The sequence below is a fragment of the Calditerricola yamamurae genome (assembly GCF_054654135.1).
The window spans coordinates 207,068-231,813 of record NZ_BAAIFH010000003.1 but is presented as its reverse complement, the minus strand read 5'-3'; the positions used below and the strand labels follow the sequence as shown (position 1 = coordinate 231,813).

The window sequence follows — 24,746 nt, the reverse complement described above, 5'->3', positions numbered from 1 at the left end:
AAGGAGCGGTGCGAGGATGAGCGGGCTCCGCGTGTGGTTGGGCGTGGCGGTTCTTGCCGTCCTGTTGGCCGTAGGGGCGTGGGCGGCCCTGGAATACCCACAAAATCCGGCCAAACGGATTACCATCGAACCGGGCTGGAGCACGGCGCGCATTGCCGACTACCTCGAGGCGGAAGGGTTGGTGCGCAACGCGGCCTACTTTCGGTGGCGGGCGGCCGACAAACCGCTGAAGGCGGGCACGTACGACATCCCGGCCAACCTGTCGGTGGGCCAGCTGATCGCCTTGCTTGCCGAAGGTCGAACCGTTCGTGAGTGGGTGACGGTGACCATTCCCGAAGGATGGACCCTGGAACAGATCGCCAACCGCGTGGCCGAACTGGGCATTGCCGACCGAGCGGCATTTTTTCAAGCCCTGGCGGCGGCCAAGCCTCCCGCAGGCGTGGAAGGGAAGCTTCCCCCAGGAAACCGTCGGCTTGAGGGCTACCTGTACCCGGACACCTACCGCCTGTTAAAGGGCGACGATGCAAACGACTTGGTTGCACTGATGCGCCAGCGCTTTGACAGGGTGGTTCGGGAGCTGGCCATCCCCCCTCACCGCCTGCATGAGGTGGTGACGATCGCGTCGATGGTGGAGCGGGAGGCCAAACGCCCCGAAGAGCGGCGGCGCATCGCGGGGGTCATCTACAATCGTCTGAAGAAGGGCATGAAGCTGCAGATCGACGCCACCGTGCAGTACGCGCTGGGGACGCACAAAGAACGGCTGCTCTACGAGGACCTCAAGATTGACTCGCCGTACAATACCTATCGCTACCCGGGCTTGCCACCGGGACCCATTGCCGCGCCGGGACGGGGCGCGCTGCAGGCGGCGCTCCATCCCGAGCAGCACGACTTTTACTACTACGTCGCCCGCCCGGACGGCTCGCACGTGTTCAGCAAGACCTATGAGGAGCACCTGCGGCGGATTCGCGAAGTGCGGGGTGCGGCGGGCTCATCGTGAGCGGAGGCAGGGCATTACGCCGCGAACCTCGCAGTAACTGGCAAGATGTGAAAGATGCGCCGGCAAGACGGCAGGGGAGGGGCGATGTGCGATGACCATTACCGCCGAAACCCGCCTGGTTGGACTCTTTGGTTACCCGGTCAGCCATTCTCTGTCGCCGGCCATGCACAATGCCGCCTTTGAGGCCTTGGGCCTGAATTTGCGCTACATGGCCTTTCCCGTCCCCCCCGAGCGGCTGGCCGACGCGGTGCGGGCCCTGCATGCCCTGTCGTTTCGTGGGGTCAACGTGACGATCCCGCACAAGGTGGCCATCGTGCCTCTCCTCGACGACCTCGACGAGGAGGCGCGGGCCGTTGGGGCGGTCAATACAGTGATCGTGGAGGCGGATGGACGCCTTTTGGGCACCAATACCGACGGGCGCGGATACGTGCGTTCCCTGGTCGAGGAGACGGGTGTGGACCTCGCCGCGCAGCGGGTGCTCATCCTCGGTGCCGGTGGGGCGGCGCGGGCGGTGGCCGTCAGCCTGGCCAGGTGCGGTGCATCGCGCATTGCCATCGCCAACCGAACGCCGGAGAAGGCCGTGGAACTGGCGGCGCACGTGGCACCGTACGCTGACGCCTGGGCAGTGCCCCCTGAGCGGCTGGCCGACGCCGTGCGCGAGGCGACGCTGCTCGTCAACACGACGTCGGTGGGCATGGCGCCCCGCGTGGACGAGACGCCGCTTCCACCGGAATGGCTGCATGACGGTCTTCTGGTGAGCGACCTCGTGTACCGTCCGCTGAAGACGCGCCTCTTGCGCGAGGCCGAGGCGCGGGGGCTCATCACCCACGGCGGGTTGGGCATGCTGGTTTACCAGGGGGCCTTGGCCTTTGAACGGTGGACCGGCCGTGCGGCGCCGGTCGCCCTCATGCGGGAGGCCGCGCTGCGGGCGCTGGGGGCCAGAGAGGAGGGAAACGGATGCTGACCGGCAAGCAGAAACGCTACTTGCGCGCCCTGGCTCATCCCCTCACGCCGATTTTCCAGGTGGGCAAGGGCGGCGTGAACTCCAACTTGATCAAGCAGGTGGACGATGCCCTGGAAGCGCGGGAACTGATCAAGTTGAACGTGCTGAAGAACTGTCCGCAGGACAAGGACGAGGTGGCCCGCCAGCTGTGCGAGGCAACGGGGGCGGAGCTTGTTCAGGTGATCGGCAAGGTCATCGTCCTGTACCGGGAGTCGCGCGAAAAGAAGCGCATCGAGTTGCCGAGGTGATCGGGTGAAAGTGGCGCTTTTTGGCGGGACCTTTGACCCGCCGCACATGGCGCACCTGGTGGCGGCCGAACGGGTGCGCGACGAGCTGGCCCTCGACGAGGTGTGGTTCGTGCCGGCGGGCCAGCCGCCACACAAGCCGCCCGAAGCGGTGTCGCCGGCGCACCACCGGCTGCGCATGGTGGAACTGGCCGTTGCCGATCACCCGGCCTTTCGCGTGTGCGACATCGAGCTGCACCGCCCCGGCCCCTCATATACGGTGGATACGGTCAAAGCGCTACGCCGGCAGCACCCGGAAGTGGAATTTTACTTCATCGTGGGGGCGGACATGGCCGCCGATTTGCCGAACTGGCACGGCATTGACGAGTTGAAAACCCTTGTCCGCTTCGTCGCCCTCGGGCGGCCGGGGTATCCGCGCCCTGTTCTACCCGACATCCGCGTGCACTGGGTGGACATGCCCCTGATGGAAATTTCAGCCTCCGAGCTTCGCCGCTGGATCCGCGAGGGGCGTTCGGTGCGCTACCTGGTGCCCGAAGGGGTGCGGCAGTACGTGGAGGCGCATGATGTGTATGGGAAAGGAGATCGTTAACCGCGAGAGGTTGCTGCAGGCACTGCGGGACGAAGTGCCCGAACACCGCTTCCGCCATACTCTGGGCGTGATGGAGGCGGCGGTGCGTCTTGCCGAACGCTATGGGGCCGATCCGGCCAAAGCAGAGATGGCTGCGATCTTGCACGATATTGCCAAATACTGGCCTGTCGAACGGCTGCGCGCGGCGGTACAGGCGAGTGCTTTCCCGCAGGATGTCCTCGCCTACGACGCCGAGCTGTGGCACGGCCCCGTCGCCGCCGAGGTGGCGAGGACGCGTTTTGGCGTGACCGACGAGGATGTGCTGAACGCCATCCGCTATCACACCACCGGGCGACCGGGCATGAGCGTCCTGGAGAAGGTGGTTTGCCTGGCCGACTACATCGAGCCGGGGCGGCAGTTCCCGGGAGTCGACGAGATTCGCCGCCTGGCGGAGGCCGATCTGGATGCGGCGCTGGCCAAGGCATTGGGCGGAACCATCGCCTACCTCATTTCCCGGGGAATGCGCGTATATCCCCTCACGCTTTTGGCCTACAATGATCTCATCGGCGCAACCGCTGCGCGGGACAAGGAGGGTGGAGGATGACGGGCAAAGAGGTGGCGCACCTGGCGGCGACGGCCGCGCAAGACAAAAAGGCACAAAACGTCTTGATTTTGGATATTCGCGGCCTGTCGGTGATTGCCGATTACTTCGTCATCTGCCACGGAAATTCCGAGACGCAAGTGCAGGCCATTGCCGCGGCCGTGCGCGACAAACTGGAGGAAAACGGCGTCTTCGTGCGCGGGATGGAGGGGTATGACGAGGCCCGCTGGGTACTGGTGGACGCGGGTGACGTGGTGGTCCACGTCTTCCACCGTGAGGAGCGGGATTTCTACAACCTCGAGCGCCTGTGGGGCGATGCCCCCGTCGTCCCGCTTCCCAACCAACCGCCGGTATTGGGTTGACAACAAGCGGAAGATGTGCATATAATCCATTCACAACCTTTTGCTGTACACGGGCGTTGAAGAGGAGCAGTAGCCGCGCCGGCTGTCGATCAGAGAGTTGACGGGTGGTGCGAGTCAACCGGCCGGTCGGCGAACCTCGCCTCGGAGCCCGCCGGGTGGAAGGAGCACGGGCGTTCCGTTTCCCGTCCGGAGCTTTGCGTACATCCGGCCGTCTTCCCCACGATACGGGGGCAAAGGGAGTGCGCCCGCCGGACCGCGGGACACCTGCAGACAGACGCGCAGGTTGCGGCGGGGAAATGGGCGCGCTAACTAGGGTGGTACCGCGGGAGCGAACCTCCCGTCCCTAGCACGGTTGGGGGCGGGAGGTTTTTCACGTGTTGGGGAGGCCTTGCCGGCGGTTGGAGGAAGCGCGGGGCGGCGGTTGCGCGGCAGACCAACCAGCATGAAGGAGGGAGCGTACCGTGGCCAAGACGGGTGTGGCCAGCACCTACAATCCAAAAGACATCGAACCGCGCTGGCAGCGCGTGTGGGAAGAGCAGGGGACCCATCGCACCGACGAGGAAAGCGACAAGCCGAAATTCTACTGCCTGGAGATGTTTCCGTACCCGTCGGGCCGTCTGCACATGGGCCACATGCGCGTCTACTCCATCGGCGATGTCATTGCCCGTTTCAAGCGGATGAACGGTTACCGCGTGCTGCACCCGATGGGGTGGGATGCCTTTGGGCTGCCGGCGGAGAACGCGGCCATCAAGTATGGGGCCCAGCCGGCTAAATGGACCTACGAGAACATCGCCTACATGAAGCAGCAGCAAAAGTCCCTTGGTGTCAGCTACGACTGGTCGCGCGAGGTGACCACCTGCTCGCCCGACTACTACAAGTTTACGCAGTGGATGTTCCTGCTTTTCTACGAGCGCGGCCTGGCCTACCGGAAGAAGGCGCCGGTTAACTGGTGTCCGGAGTGCAACACCGTGCTGGCCAACGAGCAGGTGGAAAACGGGCGCTGCTGGCGCTGTGACACCGAGGTGACGAAGAAGGAGCTGGAGCAGTGGTTTCTGCGCATCACCGACTACGCCGAGCGCCTCTTGGCCGACCTGGACAAGCTGGAGGGGTGGCCGGAGCGGGTCAAGGTGATGCAGAAGAACTGGATCGGCAAGAGCGAGGGGGCCAACATTGCCTTTTCCGTGCCGGAACTGGGTGAGACGATCACCGTCTTCACCACGCGACCGGACACGCTGTTCGGCGTCACCTACCTCGTTTTGGCGCCCGAGCATCCGCTGGTGGAGCGCCTCATCGCCGGCAAGGAGACGGAGACGGCGGTGCGGGCCTTCGTTGAGCGGATGAAGAAACTGCGCGATTTTGAGCGCACAGCGGCGGACGCCGAAAAGGAAGGCTTGTTCACCGGCGCCTATGCCGTCCATCCGCTGACCGGCGAGCGGGTGCCGATTTGGGTGGCCAACTATGTGCTGATGGATTACGGTACCGGCGCCGTGATGGGCGTGCCGGCCCACGACCAGCGCGACTTCCTGTTCGCCAAGAAATACAACCTGCCCATCCGCGTCGTGATCCAGCCGGCCGACGGCACGTCCCTCGACGCCGAGCGCCTGACGGAGGCTTATGTTGACGATGGCGTGCTGGTCAACTCCGGTGCCTTCGACGGGATGCCCAACCGCCAGGCCATTCGGGCCATCACCGAACATCTGAAGGAGAAAGGCCTTGGCGGGCCGGCGGTCTCCTACCGGCTGCGCGACTGGCTGATCTCCCGCCAGCGCTATTGGGGAGCGCCGATCCCGATCGTTTACTGCGACGACTGCGGCATCGTTCCCGTACCGAAGGAGCAGCTTCCCGTCCTCCTGCCCGACGATGTGGTCATCGACGGCAAGCGCAACCCGCTGACCACGTCGGAGTCCTTTGTGAACACGACCTGCCCGCGGTGCGGCAAGCCGGCCAAGCGGGAGACCGACACGATGGACACCTTCATCTGCTCGTCGTGGTATTTCTTCCGCTACTGCGACCCGCGCAACGACCGGATGCCCTTCGATCCGGAGAAGGTCAGCCGGTGGATGCCCGTCGACGAGTACATCGGCGGCATCGAGCACGCCATCCTGCACCTGCTGTACGCCCGCTTCTTCACCAAGGTGCTCTACGACGCCGGGCTGGTCAACGTCGACGAGCCCTTCGCCCGGCTCCTGACCCAGGGGATGGTCCTGAAGGACGGGGCCAAGATGTCTAAGTCGAAGGGCAATGTCGTTTCCCCCGACGAGATCATCGAGAAGTACGGGGCCGACACGGGCCGGCTGTTTATTCTCTTTGCCGCGCCGCCGGAGCGCGATCTGGAGTGGAGCGACAGCGGCGTGGAGGGCTGCTTCCGCTTCCTCAGCCGCGTGTGGCGCTTGGTGGACCAGCATCTCGACCTCTTTGAAGACCGCCGACCGGCCGAGCCCGCCGATCCGGCGGCCAAGGCCCTGTACCGGCAGATGCACCAGACGATTAAAAAGGTGACCGAGGACATCGACAAGCGTTACCAGTTCAACACGGCGGTCAGCGCGATCATGGAACTGGTCAATGCCATCTCCGCCTATCCGGAGGGCGCCGACCGCGGCACGCTGGCCGAGGCCATCGAGAAGACGATCGTGCTTCTGGCGCCCTTCGCCCCGCATATCGCCGAGGAGCTGTGGCACCGCATCGGCCATGCGGACAGCGTACATGCCCAGCCGTGGCCGACGTGGGACGAGGCGGCCCTCGCGGCCGACGAGGTGGAGATCGTCGTTCAAGTGAATGGCAAGGTGCGCGACCGCGTGGTCGTGCCGGCAAACGCGTCGCGCGAGGAGATCGAGGCGGCGGTGTTGGCCCAGGAGAAGGTGAAGGCACACCTCGCCGGCAAAACGGTGAAAAAGGTGATTGTGGTTCCGGGCAAGCTGGTCAACCTGGTCGTGGGATAAAGAGGGGGGATTTCCCCCTCTTCTCCTTTTTTCCGCGCCTTGTGCGCGTGTAAAGGATCCGCGCGTTCTTCATGCTAAGAAACGGAGGGATGGACGCGAGGTGAGAGCGGATGCGTGCAACACTCCTTGTCGGCATGGCATGGCTGGGGCTGGTGGCGGCGGTGTCGTATCCCGCGCCCGGTCCGGCAGAGGCGCGCGCGGTGGCGCAGACGACCACGTCGGCGCAAATGGAGCAGGTAGCAAAGCCGGTGCGGGAGATCCACATCGACCTGTGGAAGCGCCGGCTCCACGTGCTGGAAAACGGTGTCGTCATTAAAACATACCCCATCGGGCCGGGAGCCAGCGCCACGCCGACCCCCATCGGCGAATTCCGCGTGGTGACCAAGTCGCGCAACTGGGGCGGCGGCTTTGGTACGCGCTGGCTGGGCCTCAACGTGCCCTGGGGCATTTACGGCATCCATGGCACCAATCGGCCGCATCTCATTGGCGGGTATGTGAGCCACGGGTGCATCCGCATGCGGAACCGTGACGTCGAAGAGTTGTACGAGCTGATTCCCCATGGGACGCGGGTGGTGATCGACGGGCCACTGTTTGGGTATGCCGGGGTGGAATACCGCAAGCTGGTGCGCGGCGACCGCGGTTCCCTGGTAGTGCTCGTCCAAAACCGCCTGCAGGCGGCGGGGTTTTATGCGGGACGTTGCCATGGCGTCTTTGATGGGGCTACGGAAGACGCGGTAAAGCGGTTTCAGCGGGAATGGGGCATGCCCGTGACGGGCCAGGTAGACTGGCGGGACTACGTGGCGCTGGGGCTCATCGAGTGAGCCTTTCGACATCTGTTAAGTGCAATTCCTTATTTACCGTCGAAAGAAAGGAAAATTTTTGTCGAAATGTGCGAAAAGTAAATATTGAATAATTGATCTTAAAAATCTATAATTCAAGGTGTGGCTAAACCGACACCGAAGGCATCGCCGGCGTGACGGTTGCATACTGTTACTACTGTGTTGTGCCCAAGGAAGGGAGGACCGATGACCGTGTCGCTGCCGGCTTGTTCATCGTACCGCCCCACCGAGTTGACCCAGCTGGTGGCGCTGGTGCAAAATCCGCGCACCATCTTCGTGTACTGGGAGATTGGAGAAAGCCATCGCAAGTTGGCCGAGGAGATCACCGGGTGCGCGTGGGAGGAGCTGGCGTTTTTCCTGCGCGTTCACCAACTGGGTGATGGCGGGGGGAAAGGAGGGCTGGAACCCGTCGGCATGTGGGACATTCCCGTTCACCGGGAAGCTAACAACTGGTACATCCACGCCCTTACCCCCGGCGCCTTCTATCGCATTCATTACGGCGTGCGCACCGCACGCCATGCGTTCTTGACCCTGCTCTATTCGCGCCTGCTGCAAACGCCGTGGACCTCACCGGATCAGTACATCCCCCATCCGGCACACGAAGCGCCCTCCGTCATTACCCCGGACAGCTACGAGCTGACCCGCCTCCTGTCAACGAAGGAGTCGAACGCGCAGTCGAAAGGGTAAAAACCGTCTGGCTGTTCGCGCGGGTTGATCCGATGGTTTCGCTTGTCGACGTGGGCAACAGAGAGAGGCGATCTGCCGACGAAGGAGTGGAGTCATGACCCACGGATACGTCAACCTCGTGTTGCACGCCCATTTGCCCTACGTGCGTCATTTGCGCGCCGATCGGCTGGAGCACCGGTGGCTGTTCGAAGCCATCACCGAATGCTACCTTCCCCTCCTGGATGTGCTGGAAGGCCTTGTGCGCGACCGCATTCCCTTCCGCCTTACTGTCTCCCTCTCTCCCACCTTGATGGCCATGCTGGCTGATCCGCTTCTTCAACACCGCTATGCGAGCCATCTGCGCAGGCTGATCGCCCTCGCCGAGGAGGAAATCAGGACTCACCGAGGGCAACAACCGTTGACGGCGCTGGCTGAGGGATATCGCGAACGGTTTGGCTATTGGCTGGATGTCTATGAAAACCGGTACGGCCGCAACCTGCTCGCGCCCTTCAAGCGGTTGGCCGAGCAGGGGGTGCTGGAGCTCATCACCACGACGGCGACCCACGCCTTTTTGCCGTACTGCGCTACCGAGGCAATGGTGCGCGCGCAAATTGCGCTCGGCCTGCGCGAATTTGTGCGCCACATGGGGGTTTGTCCGCGGGGGCTGTGGCTGCCCGAGTGCGCGTACCGCCCGGGACTGGATCGCGTGCTGCGGGACTTCGGCATCCGGTACACCTTTGTGGACGCCCACGCCCTGCGTTACGCCGTACCCGCGCCGCCCCACGACGTGTATGCGCCGGTGGAGACGCCGGAGGGGGTGGTGATGTTCGTGCGCGATCCTGAGGCGTCGGCACAGGTGTGGAGCAACGTGGCCGGTTATCCCGGCGATCCCGATTACCGGGAGTATTACCGCGACATCGGCTATGAGCGCCCCCAAGCCTATTTGGACCGCTTTCTTCAGCCCACCGGCGTGCGTGCGCCGACGGGGATCAAATACTGGCGTGTGACCGGGCGCGGCGAGGAGAAGGAGCCGTATGCGCCGGAGCGGGCCGATGCCAAGGCGCGCGCGCATGCCGCCCATTTCTGGCAAGCCCGGAGGACACAGTTGGCCGCGTTGGCCGAGCGCATGGCGACGCCGCCCATCACGACCGTTCCCTTTGACGCGGAGCTCTTTGGCCATTGGTGGTATGAAGGCCCGCGTTTTCTCGACGCCCTGTTGCGGGAGGCCGCCGGCGACGGCGAGGTCGCCTTTACCACGCCGAGCTGCTTCCTGGAGCGTTTTCCGCCCCGCCACCGGGCTCGTCTGCCGTTTTCCAGCTGGGGACGGAACGGCTATGGCGAGGTGTGGCTTAACGGGAAAAACGACTGGGTCTATCCGCTTTTGCACCGGCGCGAGCGGGTGATGATCCGCGTCGCCGAGCGGTACCGGGAGGCGGCGTCCTGGCAAAAGCGGGCCCTTCGCCAGGCGCTGCGGGAGCTTTTGCTGGCCCAATCGAGCGACTGGCCCTTCATCCTCGACGGCCAGACGGCGGTCCCGTACGCGACGGAGCGCGTCTTGACCCATGTGCGGCGCTTTGACGCGCTGGTGGGGATGGTCGAGGGGACGCATCCCCGCAGCGAGGCGAAGCTCGCCCTGTGGGAGGCGGAAACGAACCCGCTTTTCGTCGACGGCGTTCTCGTGAGCCAGTTGGCGGCCTGGGCGGGGATGCGAATGGCGGCGGATCAGGCCGCAGCGGTCCGGCGGGTGCTCATGCTCACCTGGGAGTTTCCCCCGCGTGTGGTCGGCGGGCTGGCCCGCCATGTCGCCGAATTGAGCCGAGCCCTTGTGCGCCAGGGGGTTGAGGTGCACGTTGTCACCTGCGCCGCCCCCGGCGCGGCAAGCGAAGCGGAGTGGCACGGCGTGCGCGTGTTCCGCGTGCCCGTGGACTTCGTGCGCGCAGACGATTTCCTGCACTGGGTCGACCAGTTCAACCTCGCCGCGGCGGCGATGGCCGGGGAGCTGATGGAACAGTACACCTACGATTGCCTCCACGCCCACGATTGGCTCGTGGAACGGGCCGCCCGCGCTCTCCGGCGTGCATCAGGGCTGCCGCTGGTGACCACCATCCACGCCACGGAACACGGGCGCTTTGGCGGGCTCCACACCGCCATGCAACGGACCATTCACGGGCGCGAAGCGGCGCTGGTTGCAGCAAGCGACCACGTCATCGTATGCAGCCAAGCCATGTGGCGCGAAGTGCAGCACGTGTTTGGCGTGCCGTCGGAGCGCCTGACAGTCATTCCGAACGGGGTCGACCGGAGGGCCTTCCGCGGGGCGGACGGTGCGGCGGCCCGTGCACAGCTGGCCCTCCCGTCCGGGAAGCGGCTCATCGTCTTTGTCGGCCGGCTGGTGCACGAGAAAGGGGTGCATGTACTCCTTTCCGCTGTGCCGGAGATTGCGGCACACTGTCCCGACGTGCACGTCGTCGTGGTGGGCAAGGGGCCGATGCAGCCCCGTCTTGAGGATCAGGCCCGTGCGTTGGGGATCGAGGGGCGGGTCACCTTTACCGGCTTTGTGTCCGACGAGACGCGCAACGCCCTCTTGACTGCTGCCGACGTGGCCGTCTTCCCCAGCTTGTACGAGCCCTTCGGTATCGTCGCCCTCGAGGCCATGGCGGCCGGCGTCCCGGTGGTGGTGGCACACACTGGCGGACTGGCCGAGATCGTACGTCATGAAGAAAACGGCCTGACGGCTAATCCCGGGGACAGCCGGTCGCTGGCCGCACAGGTGGTGCGCGCCCTGACCGACGACCGGCTGCGCAGGCGTATCGCCGAGTCGGCGGCGCGCGACGTGGCCACCGTCTACGATTGGGACGGCATTGCCCGACGGACGCTGGGCGTGTATCGGATCGCGGCGGCACAAACCCAAACGGCAATCCGCACATCATGAGGAGGCGATGGGATGAAAGCAGTAATCATGGCAGGTGGCAAGGGAACGCGGTTGCGCCCGCTCACGTGTGCGATTCCCAAGCCGTTGGTGCCCTTGCTTGGCAAACCGGTTATGGCGTATGGCCTTGAGCTCTTGAAACGCCACGGCATTCGCGACATCGCCGTCACCCTGCAGTACTTGCCTGACGCGATCCGCAACTACTTTGAGGATGGCACGGCCTACGGCGTCAACCTGCACTATTTCGAAGAAGAGACGCCCCTGGGCACAGCGGGAAGCGTTAAGAACGCCGAGGCCTTCCTCGACGAGACGTTTGTCGTCGTCAGCGGCGACGCCCTTACCGACTTCGACCTGGAGCCGGCCATCCGCTTTCACCGTGAACGGGGGGCGGTGGCGACGATTGTCCTGGCCCACGTGGACAATCCCTTGGAGTACGGCGTGGTGATTACCGACGACGACGGGCGAATCCGGCGGTTTCTCGAAAAACCGGGTTGGGGTGAAGTGTTCAGCGACAAGGTGAACACGGGCATCTACATTTTGGAACCGCGCATCTTTTCGTTCTATGAACCGAACCGGGAATTTGACTTCAGCAAGGATTTGTTCCCCCTCCTGATGGCCCGCGGCGAGCCGCTGTACGGCTACGTTGCCAAGGGATACTGGTCGGACATCGGCAACCTCGCGCAATATCGTCAGGCGCAATTTGACCTGCTCGACGGGAAAGTGAACCTTTCGCTGCCGGGACGGGAAATTGCGCCCGGCGTGCGCGCGGAATCGGGCGCGGTGATCGAGGACGGCGCTACGGTGGTTGGCCCTGCCTTTTTGGGGCGGGACGTCCGCGTGCAGTGCGGCGCGCGGATCGACGGGTATACCGTGGTGGGCTGCGGGTCGATCCTGAAGGCGGGCGCTTCCGTCAAGCGCAGCATCTTGTGGGACGGCGTGGTGGTGGAAGGGGGCGCCGAGCTGCGGGGGACCACCCTCTGCAGCCGCGTCCATGTCGGCAAACAGGCCGCGCTCTTTGAGGGATCCGTTGTGGGGGAGCGCACGGATATCGGCGAGAAGGCCACGGTGCAGGCCGGGGTGAAGGTGTGGCCGGCCAAGCGGGTGGAAACGGGTGCCGCCGTGGTGACCTCAGTCATCTGGGGGGAAGGTGCCGGTCGTCGCCTGTTTGGCCGTTATGGCGTGTGCGGGCTGGCCAACGTGGCGATCACCCCCGATGTTGCCGGACGGGTTGCCCAAAGCCTGGGCAGCACCCTGTCGGTCGGCGCGACGGTAGCCGTGAGCGACGACGGCAATCCCTTCGCCGGGGTGATCAAACAGGCCGTGGCCGCGGGGTTGCACGGATCGGGCGTTCATACCCTCGACCTCGGCGCGGTCGCCACGCCGGCGGCGCGCCACGCTGCGCGGACGCTAGACGTGAGCGCCGGCGTCCACGTGCGGCACGAGACGGCCAAAAACCAGGAATGGATTCGCCTCCTCTTCTTCGATGGGCGCGGGGTGCCCTTTGACAAGGGCCGCGAGCGGAAAATCGAAAATGCGTACGACCAGGAGGATTTCCGTCGCGTGCTCCCCGCTGAAATCGGTACGGGGCGGGTTGTGTCCGGCCAAACGGCGGCGTATGTGGAGGCCCTCGTGGAGGCCGTCGACGCTGCGGTCATTCGCCGGCGGCGTTTCCGCGTGTGCCTGCAGCACGACGCGCGCCTCCATGCCACCGTCCAGGCGCTGATGACGGCTTTGGGGGTTGAGGCGATCAGCTTGTCGCCGACGGAGCCGCTGGCGACGGTAGCCAAGGTGACGGCGGCCAGCGGGGCGGATATGGGTGCCGTCCTTGATCCGGCGGGCGAGGCGCTGGTGCTCGTCTGCGACGACGGGCGTGTCGTCGAACCTGCGCAACTGGAGGCGCTGCGGGTGATGAGCCATCTCGCGGCGCGGGTGGGGCAGCACATCGCCCTGCCCGTGACTGCGCCGTCGGCCCTCGACGAGCTGGCGCAGAGGCTCAAGGGGCAGGTGGTGCGCGCGCAGGCCAATCCCGCCGCCCTGATGGGGGCCTGTCCCGACCTACCGTTCCAGCCGCTGTTTGATGCCTTCTATACCCTGGCGCGGCTTCTGGAGTTCCTGGCCGTGCGCGACGTCTCCTTGGCCGCGTTGTGCGCGCAGCTTCCCAACGTGGGAATCGTTCGCGTCGAGGTGGATTGCCGGTGGACGGAAAAGGGCAAGGTGATGCGCCGCCTGATCGAGGAGACGGCAGGCGAGCGCGTGGAGCTCCTGGACGGGGTAAAGGTGTACCACGAGGACGGTTGGACCCTGGTGCTGCCGGATGCCGAAGAGCCGGTGGTGCATATTGTCGCCGAGGCGCCGGACGCGGAGCGGGCCGACGCGCGCATCCGCGCGTATGTGACCAGAATCCACCGGTACCAGGAGCGGTGAACGGGAGCGTGGTGTCTCCAATGCCAAGGCCTTTGGTTGTCGGAAACGGGCAACTGCTGGTCAATTTTGACGACGGGCTTAACATGCGCGACTTGTACTATCCCCACGTGGGGCTGCTCAACCATGTCGGGGGGCACCGCAGCGCCTTTGGCGTCTTTGTAGACGGCCGGTTTTCGTGGTGCGACGAGCCCGCCTGGCAGCGCAGCCTCGGGTATCTTCCCGACACGCTGGTGACCGACGTGCGCGCCGTTCACCCGGAGCTGGGCATTGCCCTTTCCATCCATGACGCCGTGGACGACGCCGAGAACGTGTACCTCAAGGAGGTGACGGTGAAAAACTTGGCGCCGGTGGCGCGCACAGTGCTGCTCTTTTTCAACCAAGACTTATCCATCGACGAGTCGGATGTCGGCGACACGGCCGTGTACGACCCGCGTCTCCACGCCGTATACCACTACAAGCGCAACCGGTATTTCCTCTTTAACGGCAGAACGCCCGAGGGCGGCATTGACCAGTTCAGCACGGGCATCAAGCGTTTCCATCACGCGGAGGGCACCTGGCGGGATGCCGAGGACGGCCACCTCCACGGCAACCCCATCGCCCAGGGGTCGGTGGACAGCGTCATCGGCTTCCGGCTGCACCTTCCTCCCGGTGGCCAGCAAACGATGCACTACTGGTTTGCCGTCGGCGCGTCCTATGACGAGGTGGTGGCCCTGAACGAAAAGGTGCTGCAGTCCGGACCCGACCGGCTGATCCGGAAGGTGGCCCACTACTGGCGGCGGTGGCTGGCCAAGGCTCCGCCGCCCCCCGCCGACCTCTCTCCCGAGGTGCTGGACTTGTACAATCGCAGCCTGCTGATCATCCGCACCCACGTGAACCACAACGGGGCGATCACGGCGGCCAACGATTCCGATATCCTGCACTACAACCGTGACCACTACAGTTACGTGTGGCCCCGCGACGGGGCCTACGTGGCCGACGCCCTGAGCGAGGCGGGTTACCACCGGCTGGCGGCATCCTTCTTCGAGTTCTGCGCCCGGGCGGTGACGAAGGACGGGTACCTGCGCCACAAGTACAACCCCGACGGTTCGGTCGGCTCCAGCTGGCATGCCTTCACCAACGGGAAGGAGGAAAAGCTGCCCATCCAGGAAGACGAGACGGCCAGCGTCCTCTTTGCCCTGTGGCGCTTTTACCGGCGGGACGAGGACATCGAGTACATCCGCCGCTTTTACCCCGTCTTCATCCGGCCGGCGGCCCGCTTTCTCCTCGCCCATTACGATCCGCGGCATCGGTTGCCCAAGCCGAGCTACGACCTGTGGGAAGAGCGGTGGGGAATTTTCACCTATACGGCGGCCACTGTGTACGGCGGACTGAACGCAGCGGCCGGCTTCGCCGAGCTGTTTTGCGACGATGACCTGGCCCAGGCGTGCCGCATACGGGCCCAGGAGATCCGCGAGGGCATGCTGCGCCACCTGTACGATTCCGAGCGCGGCCGCTTTTTGCGCGCCGTATACCCGGAAGGTTCCCGCTTGCGCAAGGACCCCACCGTAGACAGCAGCCTGTTTGCCCTGTTTTTCTATGACGTCCTTCCCGCCGACGATCCACGGGTCATTCGCACGATGGCGGCCGTGGAGTCCCGGCTGCGCGTGCGCACGGACATCGGCGGGCTTGCCCGGTACCCCGCCGACGCCTATTTTCAGCAGACCGACGATGTGGACACCGTACCGGGAAATCCGTGGATCATCTGCACGCTGTGGCTGGCGCTGTGGAAGATCGTTTCGGCATCGACGGCAGGAATGCTCCGGGAGGCGCGGCAGTGGATTGAATGGGCGGTTCGCCGCAGTTTGCCGAGCGGCGTGCTGCCGGAACAGCTGCATCCGTATACGGGCCAGCCCCTTTCGGTGGCGCCGCTGACATGGTCGCACGCCACCTTTGTGTACGTGGTGCGCCGCTATGCCCGGCGGTACCACGAACTTCATTCGGGGCAGGAGGGAAAGGCGTGACGTTGATCCGTTTTGGCACCGATGGCTGGCGCGCTGTTATTGCCGGGGACTTTACCTTTGCCAACGTTCGTGCCGTCAGTTGCGCCATCGCCCGTTATCTCGCGAAGCAGGGAAAGGGGCGTCGCGGGGTGGTGGTGGGCTATGACACCCGCTTTCTGTCCGACGCCTTTGCCCGCGAAGCGGCCCGGGTGCTTGAGGCCCACGAGATCCCCGTGTTCATGGTCCAGCGGCCCACACCAACGCCTTTGGTGGCCTTTGCCGTCGTCCACCACGGCGCCGATGGGGCGATCATGTTCACCGCCAGCCACAACCCGCCGCAGTACAACGGCATCAAGTTCATTCCCGACTATGGCGGGCCGGCCACACCGGATATCACGCAAGGGATCGAGGCGGAGCTTCCCCGTGCCTTGCGCGAAGCGGACACCCTGCGCCTGCCCGATGCGCCGCGAGCGGAAATTCTCGACATTTGGCCGGCCTACGTGCGCCATCTCAACGGGCTGGTGGATTGGAATACGGTTGAACGGGCTGCCCTGTCCGCTGTGGCCGACCCGATGTACGGCGCCGGGCAGGGGTTGGTGCGCCAGCTGCTCGCCGCGCGGGGGTGGACCGTTGCCGAGCTGCATGGCACCCGCGATCCGCTGTTCGGCGGCCGACTCCCCGAGCCCACAGAAGCCCACTTGACGGCCCTGCGCGAAGCGGTGGTGGCGGGCAAGGCCCACCTCGGGCTTGCCAACGATGGGGATGCCGACCGCTTCGGTGTGGTGGATGGCGACGGGACGTACCTGACGCCGAACCAGGTGCTGGTGCTCCTCGCCCATCACCTGCTGGCGCGGCGCGGATGGAAGGGCGCCCTCGTGCGCACCGTAGCCACAACCCATTTGCTCGATCGGGTGGCCGAGCGGTTCGGCGTGCCGCTGGTGGAGACGCCGGTCGGCTTCAAGTATGTCGGCGAGGCGATGCGCCGGCAGCCCGTTGTGGTGGGGGGCGAAGAAAGCGGGGGCCTAAGCGTCCTCGGTCACATTCCCGAGAAGGACGGCATCCTGGCCAATTGCCTGATCGCCGAGATGCGCGCGGCGGAAGGGCGGTCCTTGCGGGAGGCGCTGGCCGACCTGGAGCGGAAATATGGCCGCGCCGTACACAGGCGGTTGGACCTGCGCCTGCGCGACGACGTGAAACGGGTGTTGATAGAGGCCCTTCGCCAAGCCCCTCCCTCGTCCCTCGGCGGCCGACGGGTACAGGAGGTATCCGCCGCAGACGGCGTCAAGTTGCGGCTTGAGGGCGATGCGTGGGTGCTCGTGCGCCCCTCCGGCACAGAGCCGCTGATCCGGGTGTACCTGGAAGCGGAAACGGAGGCGCAACTCCAAGTGTTACAGGAGGCGGTGCGCACGTTGCTCGCGCGCGCCGAAGAACACGCGCGGGCGGTGCGGACCGGAAGCGAAAACGGCAACAGCCCCAGGTGACAGCCCGGGGCTTTCTTTACGTAGATAAAATCAATTGGAAATGGAACGCGGTGGCAGGGAAACGCGCCCAGAAGGGAGAATCTTCAACCCTAATCCCAACGATTTCATGAAGGCGGTTCCGCGTCGGACGGGCGCGGGGCGAGGCGGTGGAAGCGCTGGCGCACCTGTTCGACGTCCTCCTCGAACTTTTGCCGGGTACGGCGATACAGCCGGTCGAAGGTCCCGCGCGTCTCCGCTTCCAGCACGGCCAGCCCCGCGCCGGTCACCCCGCCGGGAACGCACACCCGCTGGCGAAGGGCTTCCAGGGTGAACGTACCGGTGGCCAGCAGGCGGCCAAAACCGATGGCCATCTCCGTGACCAGTTCCGTGGCCAGCGGCTTGGGCAATCCCGTTTCCCGTGTCGCCGCTTCGGCCATCTCCTGCAGGAGGAAGCTGAGGAAGGCAGGACCACAGCTGGAGAGATCGGAGGCGATGCGCGTCCACCGCTCGTCGATTTCCACGGGATGCCCGATGGCGTGGAGCCAGTCCAGCAGCTCGCGGTGGTCGGCGTCGGAAAACCGGGAGCCGCGAACGACGAGCAGGGCTCCGCTGAGCGCCCCGTTGGTGATGCTGGGGATGACCTTGGCTACCTTGGCGTGCAGCAGGGCTTCCAGATCGGCGACGGACACCGGGCTGGTAATGGAAATCAGCCATTGTTCCGGACGCAGGCAATTGGCAATGCAATCGAGGACGTCGCTGTATTCCAGGGGCTTGACGCATACGAACATGCGGTCGCACGTGTGGGCCACCTGTTCGGCGTTCGGTGCCACGCGTACGCCCGGAAACCGCTCGGAAAGCGCATAGGCCTTGGCCAGTGTGCGGTTGGTCACCCACACCTGCTCGGGTCGAAGACGGCCCGAGACGAGAAAAGCCTCAACGAGGAGCGATCCCATGCTACCGGTGCCGATAAAGCCAACGTTCATCGCCGATCCCCCTATCTGCGGACGGTTCCCTTTTGGTTCATAGATATGCCTGGGTGCATTCGGCGATGACGGCGGGCGAGGAGAACCGCCATCGGGTTGGACGCAAACGGGGAGGGGAAAACATGCGCGAATGGTTGGCAGAGTGGACGACGCGCGAACGCCGGCTGGCGGCAATGGTGGTTGTGCTGGCGGTGGCCGTGCTGAGCCTGTTTGCGTATATCCTCTGGGGGGAAACGCACGAGGCGACGTGGACGGCCGACCTGGCGGTTCTGGATGCGGCAGACGAAGCCGTCCCTGGGGCAGGGGTGCCGCGGGGAGCAGCGGAACACAATGCGCAGGCTGCCGGCCCAACCGAGCGACCCAAGACGGTGACCGTTGACGTGAAGGGCGCGGTGAACCGACCGGGGGTGGTCGTTCTGCCTGAGGGAAGCCGCGTGCAAGACGCCGTGCGCGCTGCGGGTGGCCTCGCCCCGAACGCGGATGTTGAGCGGGTCAACCTTGCCGCGCCCCTTACCGACGGGATCGCCGTTGTCATTCCACGGCAAGGGGAAAATCCCGCTTTGGCGGGGGAGCTTGCCCCGACCGGCGCCGGACAAGGGGAAAAGCTGGATCTCAATCGGGCCACGGTGGCCGAGCTGGACGCGCTTCCCGGCATCGGCCCGTCAAAGGCGGCGGCAATCGTCAAGTACCGCGAGGAAAACGGCCCCTTTCGCGCGGTGGAGGACCTGTTGGACGTGCCCGGCATCGGTCCGGCGCTGTTGGAACAGATCCGGGACCGCGTGGTGGTTCGATAAAAAACGAGCACCCGTTCGCTTGACACATGGGAAAAATTTTTGATCTTTTATAAAAAGGGGGGTCATAAAGGAGAATGGAAGTCGGAAGGAATCCGTTTTTTTGGGGGTGAGACGGGTACGCAGGTTTGAAAGCGTTACCAAGATGTGCGGACTTTCTCTTTTTTCGGGGATTGAAATCGATTTCAATCTCGACGGACGTCGCAGCAGCCACACCAGCGACGCGGAAAGGGGTAGGAGGATGGAACACCGGCTGGGCATCATCGGAGCCGGCGGCATCGCCCGGGAGGTTCACGTGCCCGTGCTGCGGACCTTTTCCGACGTCAAGATTGTCGCCGTAGCCGATGTAGATCGAGCGGCGGCTGAACGATTGGCCGGTGTGCACGGGATTCCCCATGTGATGACGGACTACCGTGAGTTGCTTGCGCGCTCCGATGTCGACGTCGTGTTGATCAGCACGCCGAATCACCTCCACGCCGAGATGGCCGTTGCCGCCCTCGAGGCGGGGAAGCATGTCCTGCTCGAAAAGCCGATGGCTACCTGTGCCGCGGAAGCGGAACGCATTGCCGCCAAGGCCCGCGAATGCGGCCGCATCCTCATGGTCGGCATGAACAACCGCTTTCGCCCCGATGCCCAGCAACTGAAGCGGTACCTGGAGGGCGGGGCCTTCGGGGACGTCTACCACGTCCGCACCGGATGGCTGCGGCGAGCGGGCATTCCTTCGTGGAGCCGGTGGTTTACCGACAAGGCGCGCGCCGGCGGCGGGGTGCTGCTTGACATTGGCGTGCACATGCTCGACCTGGCGTTGTGGCTGCTCGGAAACCCCCGGGTGGTTCTAGTGACCGGGAAAACCTTTCAAACCTTCACCCGTCCCGAGGCACGCCAGACGCGCATGTGGGCGCCGGCGGCATCCGACGGCGCCTATGACGTGGAAGACTTCGCCGTGGCCTTTCTCCATCTGGAAACGGGTGCCACGCTGACCCTCGAGGTGAGCTGGGCGGCCAACCTGGCGCGCGACGTACAGTTTGTGCACCTGTTTGGGACAGGAGCCGGCGCGGTGTTGGAAGAAATCGATTTCAGTGACCGCCGCTTCACGGTGTACACCGAGCGGTTCGGATGCCTGGTTGACGAATCGCCCCGGGTTAAGTGGGAGCCGTGGGGCGACCGCGTGGCGATGTGGCGGCACTTCTTGGACTGCGTGAAGACGGGGCAGCCCCCCAGCGCGGCGGTAGAGGAGGCCGTGCAGGTACAGCGCATCCTTGACGCCATCTACACCGCTTCCGAAACCGGTCAGCCGGTTGCCCTGAGGTGACGGATGGCGACGATTCGGGATGTGGCCAAGCTGGCCCGCGTCTCTCCTGCGACGGTCTCCCGCGTGCTGTCCGGAAAAGGTGCGGTGTCGGAGGCGACGCGCCGCCGCGTGCTCGACGCGATGGCCGCGCTCAACTATGAACCCAACGCCTTGGGACGTAACTTGCGAAAGCAGGAGACAAAGACGGTCATCGTTCTGATTCCCGACATCAAGAACCCGTTCTTTTCCGAGATTATCCGCGGCATTGAGGATGTGGCCATTCGCGAGGGGTACACCATCCTCCTCGGCAATACCGACAACGACGTCAAGCGGGAGGCGGAATACCTGCGGATTCTGAATGCCAAGCGGGCCGACGGACTGATCCTCACCACGGCGCGGGTGGAGAAGGACCACATCCTTGCGCTGGCGCGCCAAAAGCCGGTCGTCCTCGCCTGCGAATACCTCCTCGATGCCGACGTGCCGTCCGTTTCCATCGACAACGTGTCGAGCGCGCGCAAGGCAACGGCTCATCTCCTGTCGCTGGGGCACACCCGTATCGCCCATTTGACGGGTCCGCTCCACGTCATCATCTCCCGTGACCGCTTGCAGGGCTATCAGCAAGCGCTGCACCAGCACGGGCTTTCCGTCGATCCGGCCCTGGTGCAAGAAGGTGACTGGACCCTTGATTCGGGTTATCTTCTGATGCGCAAGCTGCTCGCCCTCGCGCACCCGCCTACGGCCGTGTTTGCCGCCAACGACGAGATGGCCATTGGCGCGATTCGCGCGGTCCGCGAACGGGGCTTGCGGGTACCGGACGACATCGCCATCGTGGGTTTTGATGACATTGCCTATGCCGCGTACGTCGATCCGCCGCTGACGACGGTCGCCCAACCGTGCTATGAAATTGGGCGGACGGCGATGGAGATGGTCCTGCACCTGATCCGCGGCGAGCCGATTCCGCAGCCGCAGCGGGTGCTGGAAGATCGCCTGGTCATCCGCCGTTCCTGCGGGACCCCCCGGCGAAGGAACGACAAGGGCAGTGGAGCCAGGATGCCAGTTGAAGGCCCGATTCACCAATCCAAGGGGAGGGGCAAGGCATGAATCCGATTCGTGTTGGCGTGATCGGATGCGGCAGCATCGCCAAGCATCGCCATCTGCCGGAGTACGCCGCCAATCCGCACGCCCAAATCGTGGCCGTGTGTGACGTTGTCCGTGAGCGCGCCGAAGCGGCTGCCAGCCGTTACGGGGCCGAGGCGTACACCGATTGGCGGGCCATGCTAAAGCGCGGCGACCTCGATGCCGTCAGCGTCTGCACACCGAACGACTTGCATGGGCCGATCACCATTGCCGCTCTGGAGGCAGGCATCCACGTCCTGTGCGAAAAGCCGATGGCCACGTCGGCGGAGGAAGCGGAGGCGATGATCCGCGCCGCCGAATCCAGCGGCAAAATCCTGATGATTGCCCACAACCAGCGGTTCATGAAGGCGCACGTAAAGGCCAAGCAGATCCTCTCCTCCGGCGCTCTAGGACGTGTGCTCACCTTCCGCACCACCTTCGGCCATGCCGGTCCGGAGACGTGGAGCGTCGAGGGGGCAGGTGGGTGGTTTTTCCGCAAGGAACGGGCCTTCCTCGGCGCCCTCGGCGACCTGGGCATCCACAAGGTCGACCTCTTGCGCTGGCTCCTCGACGATGAAATTGTGGAAGTGGCGGCGCTGATGGGCACGCTGGAGAAGGCCGACACCGACGTGGAAGACAACGCGGTATGCATTCTGCGCACGCGCCGGGGCGTCATCGGTACGATGGTGTCCAGCTGGACCTACAAGCCCTACGAGGACAACAGCACGGTCCTTTACTGTGAGCGCGGCACGCTGCGTATCGGCGAAAACCCCGATTACCAGGTGGTGGTCGACTACGCCGGCGGCGAGCGGGAGCTGCACCGCGTCGGGAAGATCCAGACCAACGAAGAGGGCGGACAGACGGCCAGCGGGGTCATCGACGCGTTCCTCGAGAGCATCGTCAAGGGAACGCCGCCGCTCGTGCCCGGCGAGGAAGGGTACCGCTCGCTCAAGGTGATCCTTGCCGCGGTGAAGTCGGCCGAGACGAAGCGCGTCGTGGCGGTGGAATGAGCGGCGCGGTCCGTTGAACGACTTTGGTGAAACCGAAAACGTTTTAGGCGCCCGGCGAAGACCGCGGGTGCCCAACCCAGGGGAGGAGGAGTGCCGGTGAAGCTCGGCGTCTTTACCGTTCTGTTCCGCGACATGCCCTTTGAGGCGATGCTCGATTTCGTGAAGGCGCACGGTATCGAAGCGGTGGAGATCGGCGCGGGCGGCTATCCCGGAAAGGATCACTGCGATCCCGCGGTGCTCCTGGCCGATGAGGCCAAACGCAAGGCGTTCAAAAAGGCGGTGGAGGAGCGGGGACTCCTCATCAGCGCCCTCAGCGTGCACGGCAACCCCCTACACCCGCAGAAGGAGGTGGCGCAGCGCTTCCACGACGACTTCGTGCAAACGGTGCTGCTGGCCGAGCAGTTGGAGGTGCCCGTGGTCAACGTCTTTTCCGGCTGCCCGGGCGACCACGAAGGGGCCAAGTACCCCAACTGGCCGGTGATGGCCTGGCCGCACGACTTTCAGGAGGTGCTGGAGTGGCAGTGGCGGGAGAAGATTATCCCCTACTGGAAAGAGTGGGGGAAGTTTGCGGCCGATCACCACGTGAAGCTGGCCTTTGAGCTGCACGGCGGCTTCTCCGTCCATTCGCCCGACACGCTGCTCAAGCTGCGTGAGGCGGTGGGCGAGGTGATCGGGGCCAACCTCGACCCCAGCCACTTGTTCTGGCAGGGCATCGATCCGGTGCAGGCCATCCGCATTCTGGGCAGCGCCGGGGCCATCTTCCACGTGCACGCCAAGGATACCGGGATTGATTGGGGCAATGCGGCCCGCAATGGGCTCCTGGACGCCCGTCCCTTTACCGACCTTGCCAATCGCAGCTGGATCTTCCGCACCGTGGGCTTTGGCCATGACCTGAAGGTGTGGCGGGACATTGTCAGCGCGTTGCGCCTGGTTGGCTACGACTATGTGCTCAGCATCGAACACGAGGATGCCCTCATGTCGCCGCAGGAAGGGTTCCGCAAGGCCGTGGCCAACCTCAAGCAGGTTATAATGGAAGAGCCGGTCGGCGACATCTGGTGGGCATAGGGCGAAAGCCTGTCAACCGCACGCTGAATCCGATGGGGAGGGAGGAACAGCCATGCGCGCATGGCGAAAAGCGCTCAGCGGCTTGCTTGCCGCAATGATGGTCATTTCCCTTGCCGCCTGCGGTTCGGGAGGCAATGAAGCGGCGCCTTCCGGAGACGGTGGCGGGGCGAAAAGCGGGGAAAAGGTCAAGATCGTGTATGCCCGCGGCAAAGACGTGACGGGGGCGACGCTAAAAATCGTTGAGGAATTTGAAAAGCGGCACCCCAACATCGACGTGGAATTCCGCGAAATGCCGGCGGATACGGGGCAAAGCCACGACCAGTACGTGACGATGCTCAGCGCCAAGTCGGACGAGATTGACGTCTTCGACTTGGACGTGATCTGGCCGGCGGAGTTCGCCCAGGCCGGGTATCTCCTGCCGCTCGACCGCTTCATCGAGCGGGACGGCATCAACCTGGACAACTACATTCCCGGCGCTGTCGAGGCGGGGAACTACAACGGTCAGCAGTGGGCGATGCCCAAGTTCCTCGACGCTGGACTCCTGTACTATCGAAAGGATTTGGTGAAGAATCCGCCCAAGACGTGGGACGAGCTCCTGGCCCAGGCCAAGGAACTGAAGGGCAAGGGTGGCACGCAGTTTGGCTACCTGATGCAAGCGAAGCAGTATGAAGGCCTGGTGTGCAACTTCATCGAGTTCATCGCCTCCTATGGCGGAAAGGTGCTCGACGACAAGGGCAATGTGGTCATCAACAGCCCCGAGACGATCAAGGGTCTGAAGAAGATGATCGAGATCGTCCGGTCCGACGTGGTCCCGCAGAACATCACCACCTTCACCGAACTGGAGACGCACACGGCGTTCATCGAGGGCCAGGCGCCGTTCACCCGCAACTGGCCGTACATGTACGCCCTGGTGCAGGACAAAAACCAGTCGAAAGTGGTGGACAAGGTTGGTGTGGCGCCGTTGCCTGCGGGTGACGCCGGTTCCGTGGCGACGCTAGGCGGCTGGCTGACGGGGATCAACAAGTACACCAAGCATCCGGAAGAGGCGTGGGAGTTTGTCAAGTTCATGACCGGTCCGGAAGGGCAAAAGATCACGGCCATCTATGGTGGCTCGTCGCCGACGTACCTCCCGCTGTATGACGATCCGGAGGTGCAGAAGGCCAGCCCGTTGTTCTCCGAAAAGGAATACGTGGAAGCGGTCAGCAAGGCGGTGCCGCGTCCGGTCACGCCGGTGTATCCGAAGATTTCCGACATCATCCAGATTGAGGTGTCGAAGGCGCTGGCCGGCCAGCAGACGGCGGAAGAAGCCGTCAAGAACATGGAGCAGAAGCTCAAGGAAGTGCTCGGGAAGTAAGGGTGTCCGTCGCCTGCTCGCGGCGCCAATATGCGGAAGTTAAGAGCCGTAGCCTTCGCCTGCGGCTCTTAACTTCCTTTCCTTTACGTCTGGTTCATCGATTTCTGTCGATTTCTCCGGAAAGTGG

At 64.4% G+C, this 24,746-nt stretch carries 20 protein-coding genes; 19 read left to right on the top strand and 1 reads right to left on the bottom strand.

Features of this window, described 5'->3' with window-relative positions; translation table 11 throughout:
- The first annotated feature begins 16 nt into the window (after positions 1–16).
- From mltG to ACYQ0Z_RS01170, 13 genes are all read left to right on the top strand, one after another.
- Positions 17–997, top strand: coding sequence for an endolytic transglycosylase MltG (gene mltG, locus ACYQ0Z_RS01230; protein ID WP_459863615.1), 981 nt, complete (start codon positions 17–19; stop codon positions 995–997).
- Between the two features lie 91 nt (positions 998–1,088).
- Positions 1,089–1,961, top strand: a complete 873-nt coding sequence (locus ACYQ0Z_RS01225; protein ID WP_459863613.1) for a shikimate dehydrogenase — start codon at positions 1,089–1,091, stop codon at positions 1,959–1,961.
- Entirely contained in the window at positions 1,955–2,248 is a 294-nt protein-coding gene (yhbY, locus tag ACYQ0Z_RS01220) for a ribosome assembly RNA-binding protein YhbY (protein ID WP_459863611.1), read from the top strand. The genes ACYQ0Z_RS01225 and yhbY overlap by 7 nt, the downstream gene beginning before the upstream one ends.
- A gap of 4 nt (positions 2,249–2,252) precedes the next feature.
- On the top strand, positions 2,253–2,834 hold the full coding sequence (locus ACYQ0Z_RS01215; RefSeq protein ID WP_459863609.1) for a nicotinate-nucleotide adenylyltransferase: 582 nt from the start codon (positions 2,253–2,255) through the stop codon (positions 2,832–2,834).
- The gene (gene yqeK / locus ACYQ0Z_RS01210) at positions 2,815–3,417 is read left to right on the top strand and encodes a bis(5'-nucleosyl)-tetraphosphatase (symmetrical) YqeK (protein ID WP_459863607.1); all 603 of its coding nucleotides are present in this window, start codon (positions 2,815–2,817) and stop codon (positions 3,415–3,417) included. Before ACYQ0Z_RS01215 ends, yqeK begins: the two co-directional genes overlap by 20 nt.
- Positions 3,414–3,776 (top strand): ribosome silencing factor, encoded by a 363-nt coding sequence (rsfS, locus tag ACYQ0Z_RS01205; RefSeq protein ID WP_459863605.1) that lies wholly within the window; start codon positions 3,414–3,416, stop codon positions 3,774–3,776. The genes yqeK and rsfS overlap by 4 nt, the downstream gene beginning before the upstream one ends.
- Positions 3,777–4,252: 476 nt before the next feature.
- On the top strand, positions 4,253–6,715 hold the full coding sequence (gene leuS, locus ACYQ0Z_RS01200) for a leucine--tRNA ligase (RefSeq protein WP_459863711.1): 2,463 nt from the start codon (positions 4,253–4,255) through the stop codon (positions 6,713–6,715).
- Between the two features lie 110 nt (positions 6,716–6,825).
- Positions 6,826–7,536, top strand: a complete 711-nt coding sequence (locus ACYQ0Z_RS01195) for a L,D-transpeptidase family protein (RefSeq protein ID WP_459863603.1) — start codon at positions 6,826–6,828, stop codon at positions 7,534–7,536.
- 204 nt (positions 7,537–7,740) lie between these two features.
- The gene (locus ACYQ0Z_RS01190) at positions 7,741–8,241 is read left to right on the top strand and encodes a DUF4912 domain-containing protein (protein ID WP_459863601.1); all 501 of its coding nucleotides are present in this window, start codon (positions 7,741–7,743) and stop codon (positions 8,239–8,241) included.
- A gap of 94 nt (positions 8,242–8,335) precedes the next feature.
- Positions 8,336–11,149: a 1,4-alpha-glucan branching protein domain-containing protein gene (locus ACYQ0Z_RS01185; RefSeq protein ID WP_459863599.1), complete on the top strand. Its 2,814-nt coding sequence runs from the start codon at positions 8,336–8,338 to the stop codon at positions 11,147–11,149.
- 12 nt (positions 11,150–11,161) lie between these two features.
- Positions 11,162–13,570 (top strand): sugar phosphate nucleotidyltransferase, encoded by a 2,409-nt coding sequence (locus tag ACYQ0Z_RS01180; RefSeq protein ID WP_459863597.1) that lies wholly within the window; start codon positions 11,162–11,164, stop codon positions 13,568–13,570.
- 20 nt (positions 13,571–13,590) lie between these two features.
- On the top strand, positions 13,591–15,570 hold the full coding sequence (locus ACYQ0Z_RS01175) for a glycoside hydrolase family 15 protein (protein ID WP_459863595.1): 1,980 nt from the start codon (positions 13,591–13,593) through the stop codon (positions 15,568–15,570).
- Positions 15,567–17,030 (top strand): phosphoglucomutase/phosphomannomutase family protein, encoded by a 1,464-nt coding sequence (locus tag ACYQ0Z_RS01170; RefSeq protein WP_459863593.1) that lies wholly within the window; start codon positions 15,567–15,569, stop codon positions 17,028–17,030. The genes ACYQ0Z_RS01175 and ACYQ0Z_RS01170 overlap by 4 nt, the downstream gene beginning before the upstream one ends.
- A 104-nt stretch (positions 17,031–17,134) precedes the next feature.
- Here the strand turns inward: ACYQ0Z_RS01170 and comER are convergent, their stop codons facing one another.
- Positions 17,135–17,992, bottom strand: a complete 858-nt coding sequence (gene comER, locus ACYQ0Z_RS01165; protein ID WP_459863592.1) for a late competence protein ComER — start codon at positions 17,990–17,992, stop codon at positions 17,135–17,137.
- 122 nt (positions 17,993–18,114) lie between these two features.
- Here comER and ACYQ0Z_RS01160 point away from each other — a divergent pair, with 122 nt between their 5' ends.
- The 6 genes from ACYQ0Z_RS01160 (at position 18,115) to ACYQ0Z_RS01135 (ending at position 24,619) form a co-directional block, all read left to right on the top strand.
- The gene (locus tag ACYQ0Z_RS01160) at positions 18,115–18,786 is read left to right on the top strand and encodes a helix-hairpin-helix domain-containing protein (protein WP_459863590.1); all 672 of its coding nucleotides are present in this window, start codon (positions 18,115–18,117) and stop codon (positions 18,784–18,786) included.
- Between the two features lie 238 nt (positions 18,787–19,024).
- Positions 19,025–20,095 (top strand): Gfo/Idh/MocA family protein, encoded by a 1,071-nt coding sequence (locus ACYQ0Z_RS01155; RefSeq protein WP_459863588.1) that lies wholly within the window; start codon positions 19,025–19,027, stop codon positions 20,093–20,095.
- 3 nt (positions 20,096–20,098) lie between these two features.
- The gene (locus tag ACYQ0Z_RS01150) at positions 20,099–21,175 is read left to right on the top strand and encodes a LacI family DNA-binding transcriptional regulator (RefSeq protein ID WP_459863586.1); all 1,077 of its coding nucleotides are present in this window, start codon (positions 20,099–20,101) and stop codon (positions 21,173–21,175) included.
- On the top strand, positions 21,172–22,200 hold the full coding sequence (locus ACYQ0Z_RS01145; protein WP_459863584.1) for a Gfo/Idh/MocA family protein: 1,029 nt from the start codon (positions 21,172–21,174) through the stop codon (positions 22,198–22,200). Before ACYQ0Z_RS01150 ends, ACYQ0Z_RS01145 begins: the two co-directional genes overlap by 4 nt.
- Positions 22,201–22,296: 96 nt before the next feature.
- The gene (locus ACYQ0Z_RS01140; RefSeq protein ID WP_459863582.1) at positions 22,297–23,265 is read left to right on the top strand and encodes a sugar phosphate isomerase/epimerase family protein; all 969 of its coding nucleotides are present in this window, start codon (positions 22,297–22,299) and stop codon (positions 23,263–23,265) included.
- A gap of 52 nt (positions 23,266–23,317) precedes the next feature.
- Positions 23,318–24,619 (top strand): ABC transporter substrate-binding protein, encoded by a 1,302-nt coding sequence (locus tag ACYQ0Z_RS01135; protein ID WP_459863580.1) that lies wholly within the window; start codon positions 23,318–23,320, stop codon positions 24,617–24,619.
- Positions 24,620–24,746: the final 127 nt, after the last annotated feature.

What these genes read in the sequence shown, in the direction of transcription:
- ACYQ0Z_RS01190 (WP_459863601.1), top strand. Translation starts at nt 7,741, where the DNA reads ATGACCGTGTCGCTGCCGGCTTGTTCATCGTACCGCCCCACCGAGTTG.
- ACYQ0Z_RS01180 (WP_459863597.1), top strand. Translation starts at nt 11,162, where the DNA reads ATGAAAGCAGTAATCATGGCAGGTGGCAAGGGAACGCGGTTGCGCCCG.
- ACYQ0Z_RS01145 (WP_459863584.1), top strand. Translation starts at nt 21,172, where the DNA reads ATGAATCCGATTCGTGTTGGCGTGATCGGATGCGGCAGCATCGCCAAG.
- ACYQ0Z_RS01225 (WP_459863613.1), top strand. Translation starts at nt 1,089, where the DNA reads ATGACCATTACCGCCGAAACCCGCCTGGTTGGACTCTTTGGTTACCCG.
- yqeK (WP_459863607.1), top strand. Translation starts at nt 2,815, where the DNA reads ATGGGAAAGGAGATCGTTAACCGCGAGAGGTTGCTGCAGGCACTGCGG.
- ACYQ0Z_RS01135 (WP_459863580.1), top strand. Translation starts at nt 23,318, where the DNA reads ATGCGCGCATGGCGAAAAGCGCTCAGCGGCTTGCTTGCCGCAATGATG.
- ACYQ0Z_RS01195 (WP_459863603.1), top strand. Translation starts at nt 6,826, where the DNA reads ATGCGTGCAACACTCCTTGTCGGCATGGCATGGCTGGGGCTGGTGGCG.
- rsfS (WP_459863605.1), top strand. Translation starts at nt 3,414, where the DNA reads ATGACGGGCAAAGAGGTGGCGCACCTGGCGGCGACGGCCGCGCAAGAC.
- comER (WP_459863592.1), bottom strand. Translation starts at nt 17,992, where the DNA reads ATGAACGTTGGCTTTATCGGCACCGGTAGCATGGGATCGCTCCTCGTT.
- ACYQ0Z_RS01185 (WP_459863599.1), top strand. Translation starts at nt 8,336, where the DNA reads ATGACCCACGGATACGTCAACCTCGTGTTGCACGCCCATTTGCCCTAC.
- ACYQ0Z_RS01150 (WP_459863586.1), top strand. Translation starts at nt 20,099, where the DNA reads ATGGCGACGATTCGGGATGTGGCCAAGCTGGCCCGCGTCTCTCCTGCG.
- yhbY (WP_459863611.1), top strand. Translation starts at nt 1,955, where the DNA reads ATGCTGACCGGCAAGCAGAAACGCTACTTGCGCGCCCTGGCTCATCCC.
- mltG (WP_459863615.1), top strand. Translation starts at nt 17, where the DNA reads ATGAGCGGGCTCCGCGTGTGGTTGGGCGTGGCGGTTCTTGCCGTCCTG.
- ACYQ0Z_RS01155 (WP_459863588.1), top strand. Translation starts at nt 19,025, where the DNA reads ATGGAACACCGGCTGGGCATCATCGGAGCCGGCGGCATCGCCCGGGAG.
- ACYQ0Z_RS01175 (WP_459863595.1), top strand. Translation starts at nt 13,591, where the DNA reads ATGCCAAGGCCTTTGGTTGTCGGAAACGGGCAACTGCTGGTCAATTTT.
- ACYQ0Z_RS01160 (WP_459863590.1), top strand. Translation starts at nt 18,115, where the DNA reads ATGCGCGAATGGTTGGCAGAGTGGACGACGCGCGAACGCCGGCTGGCG.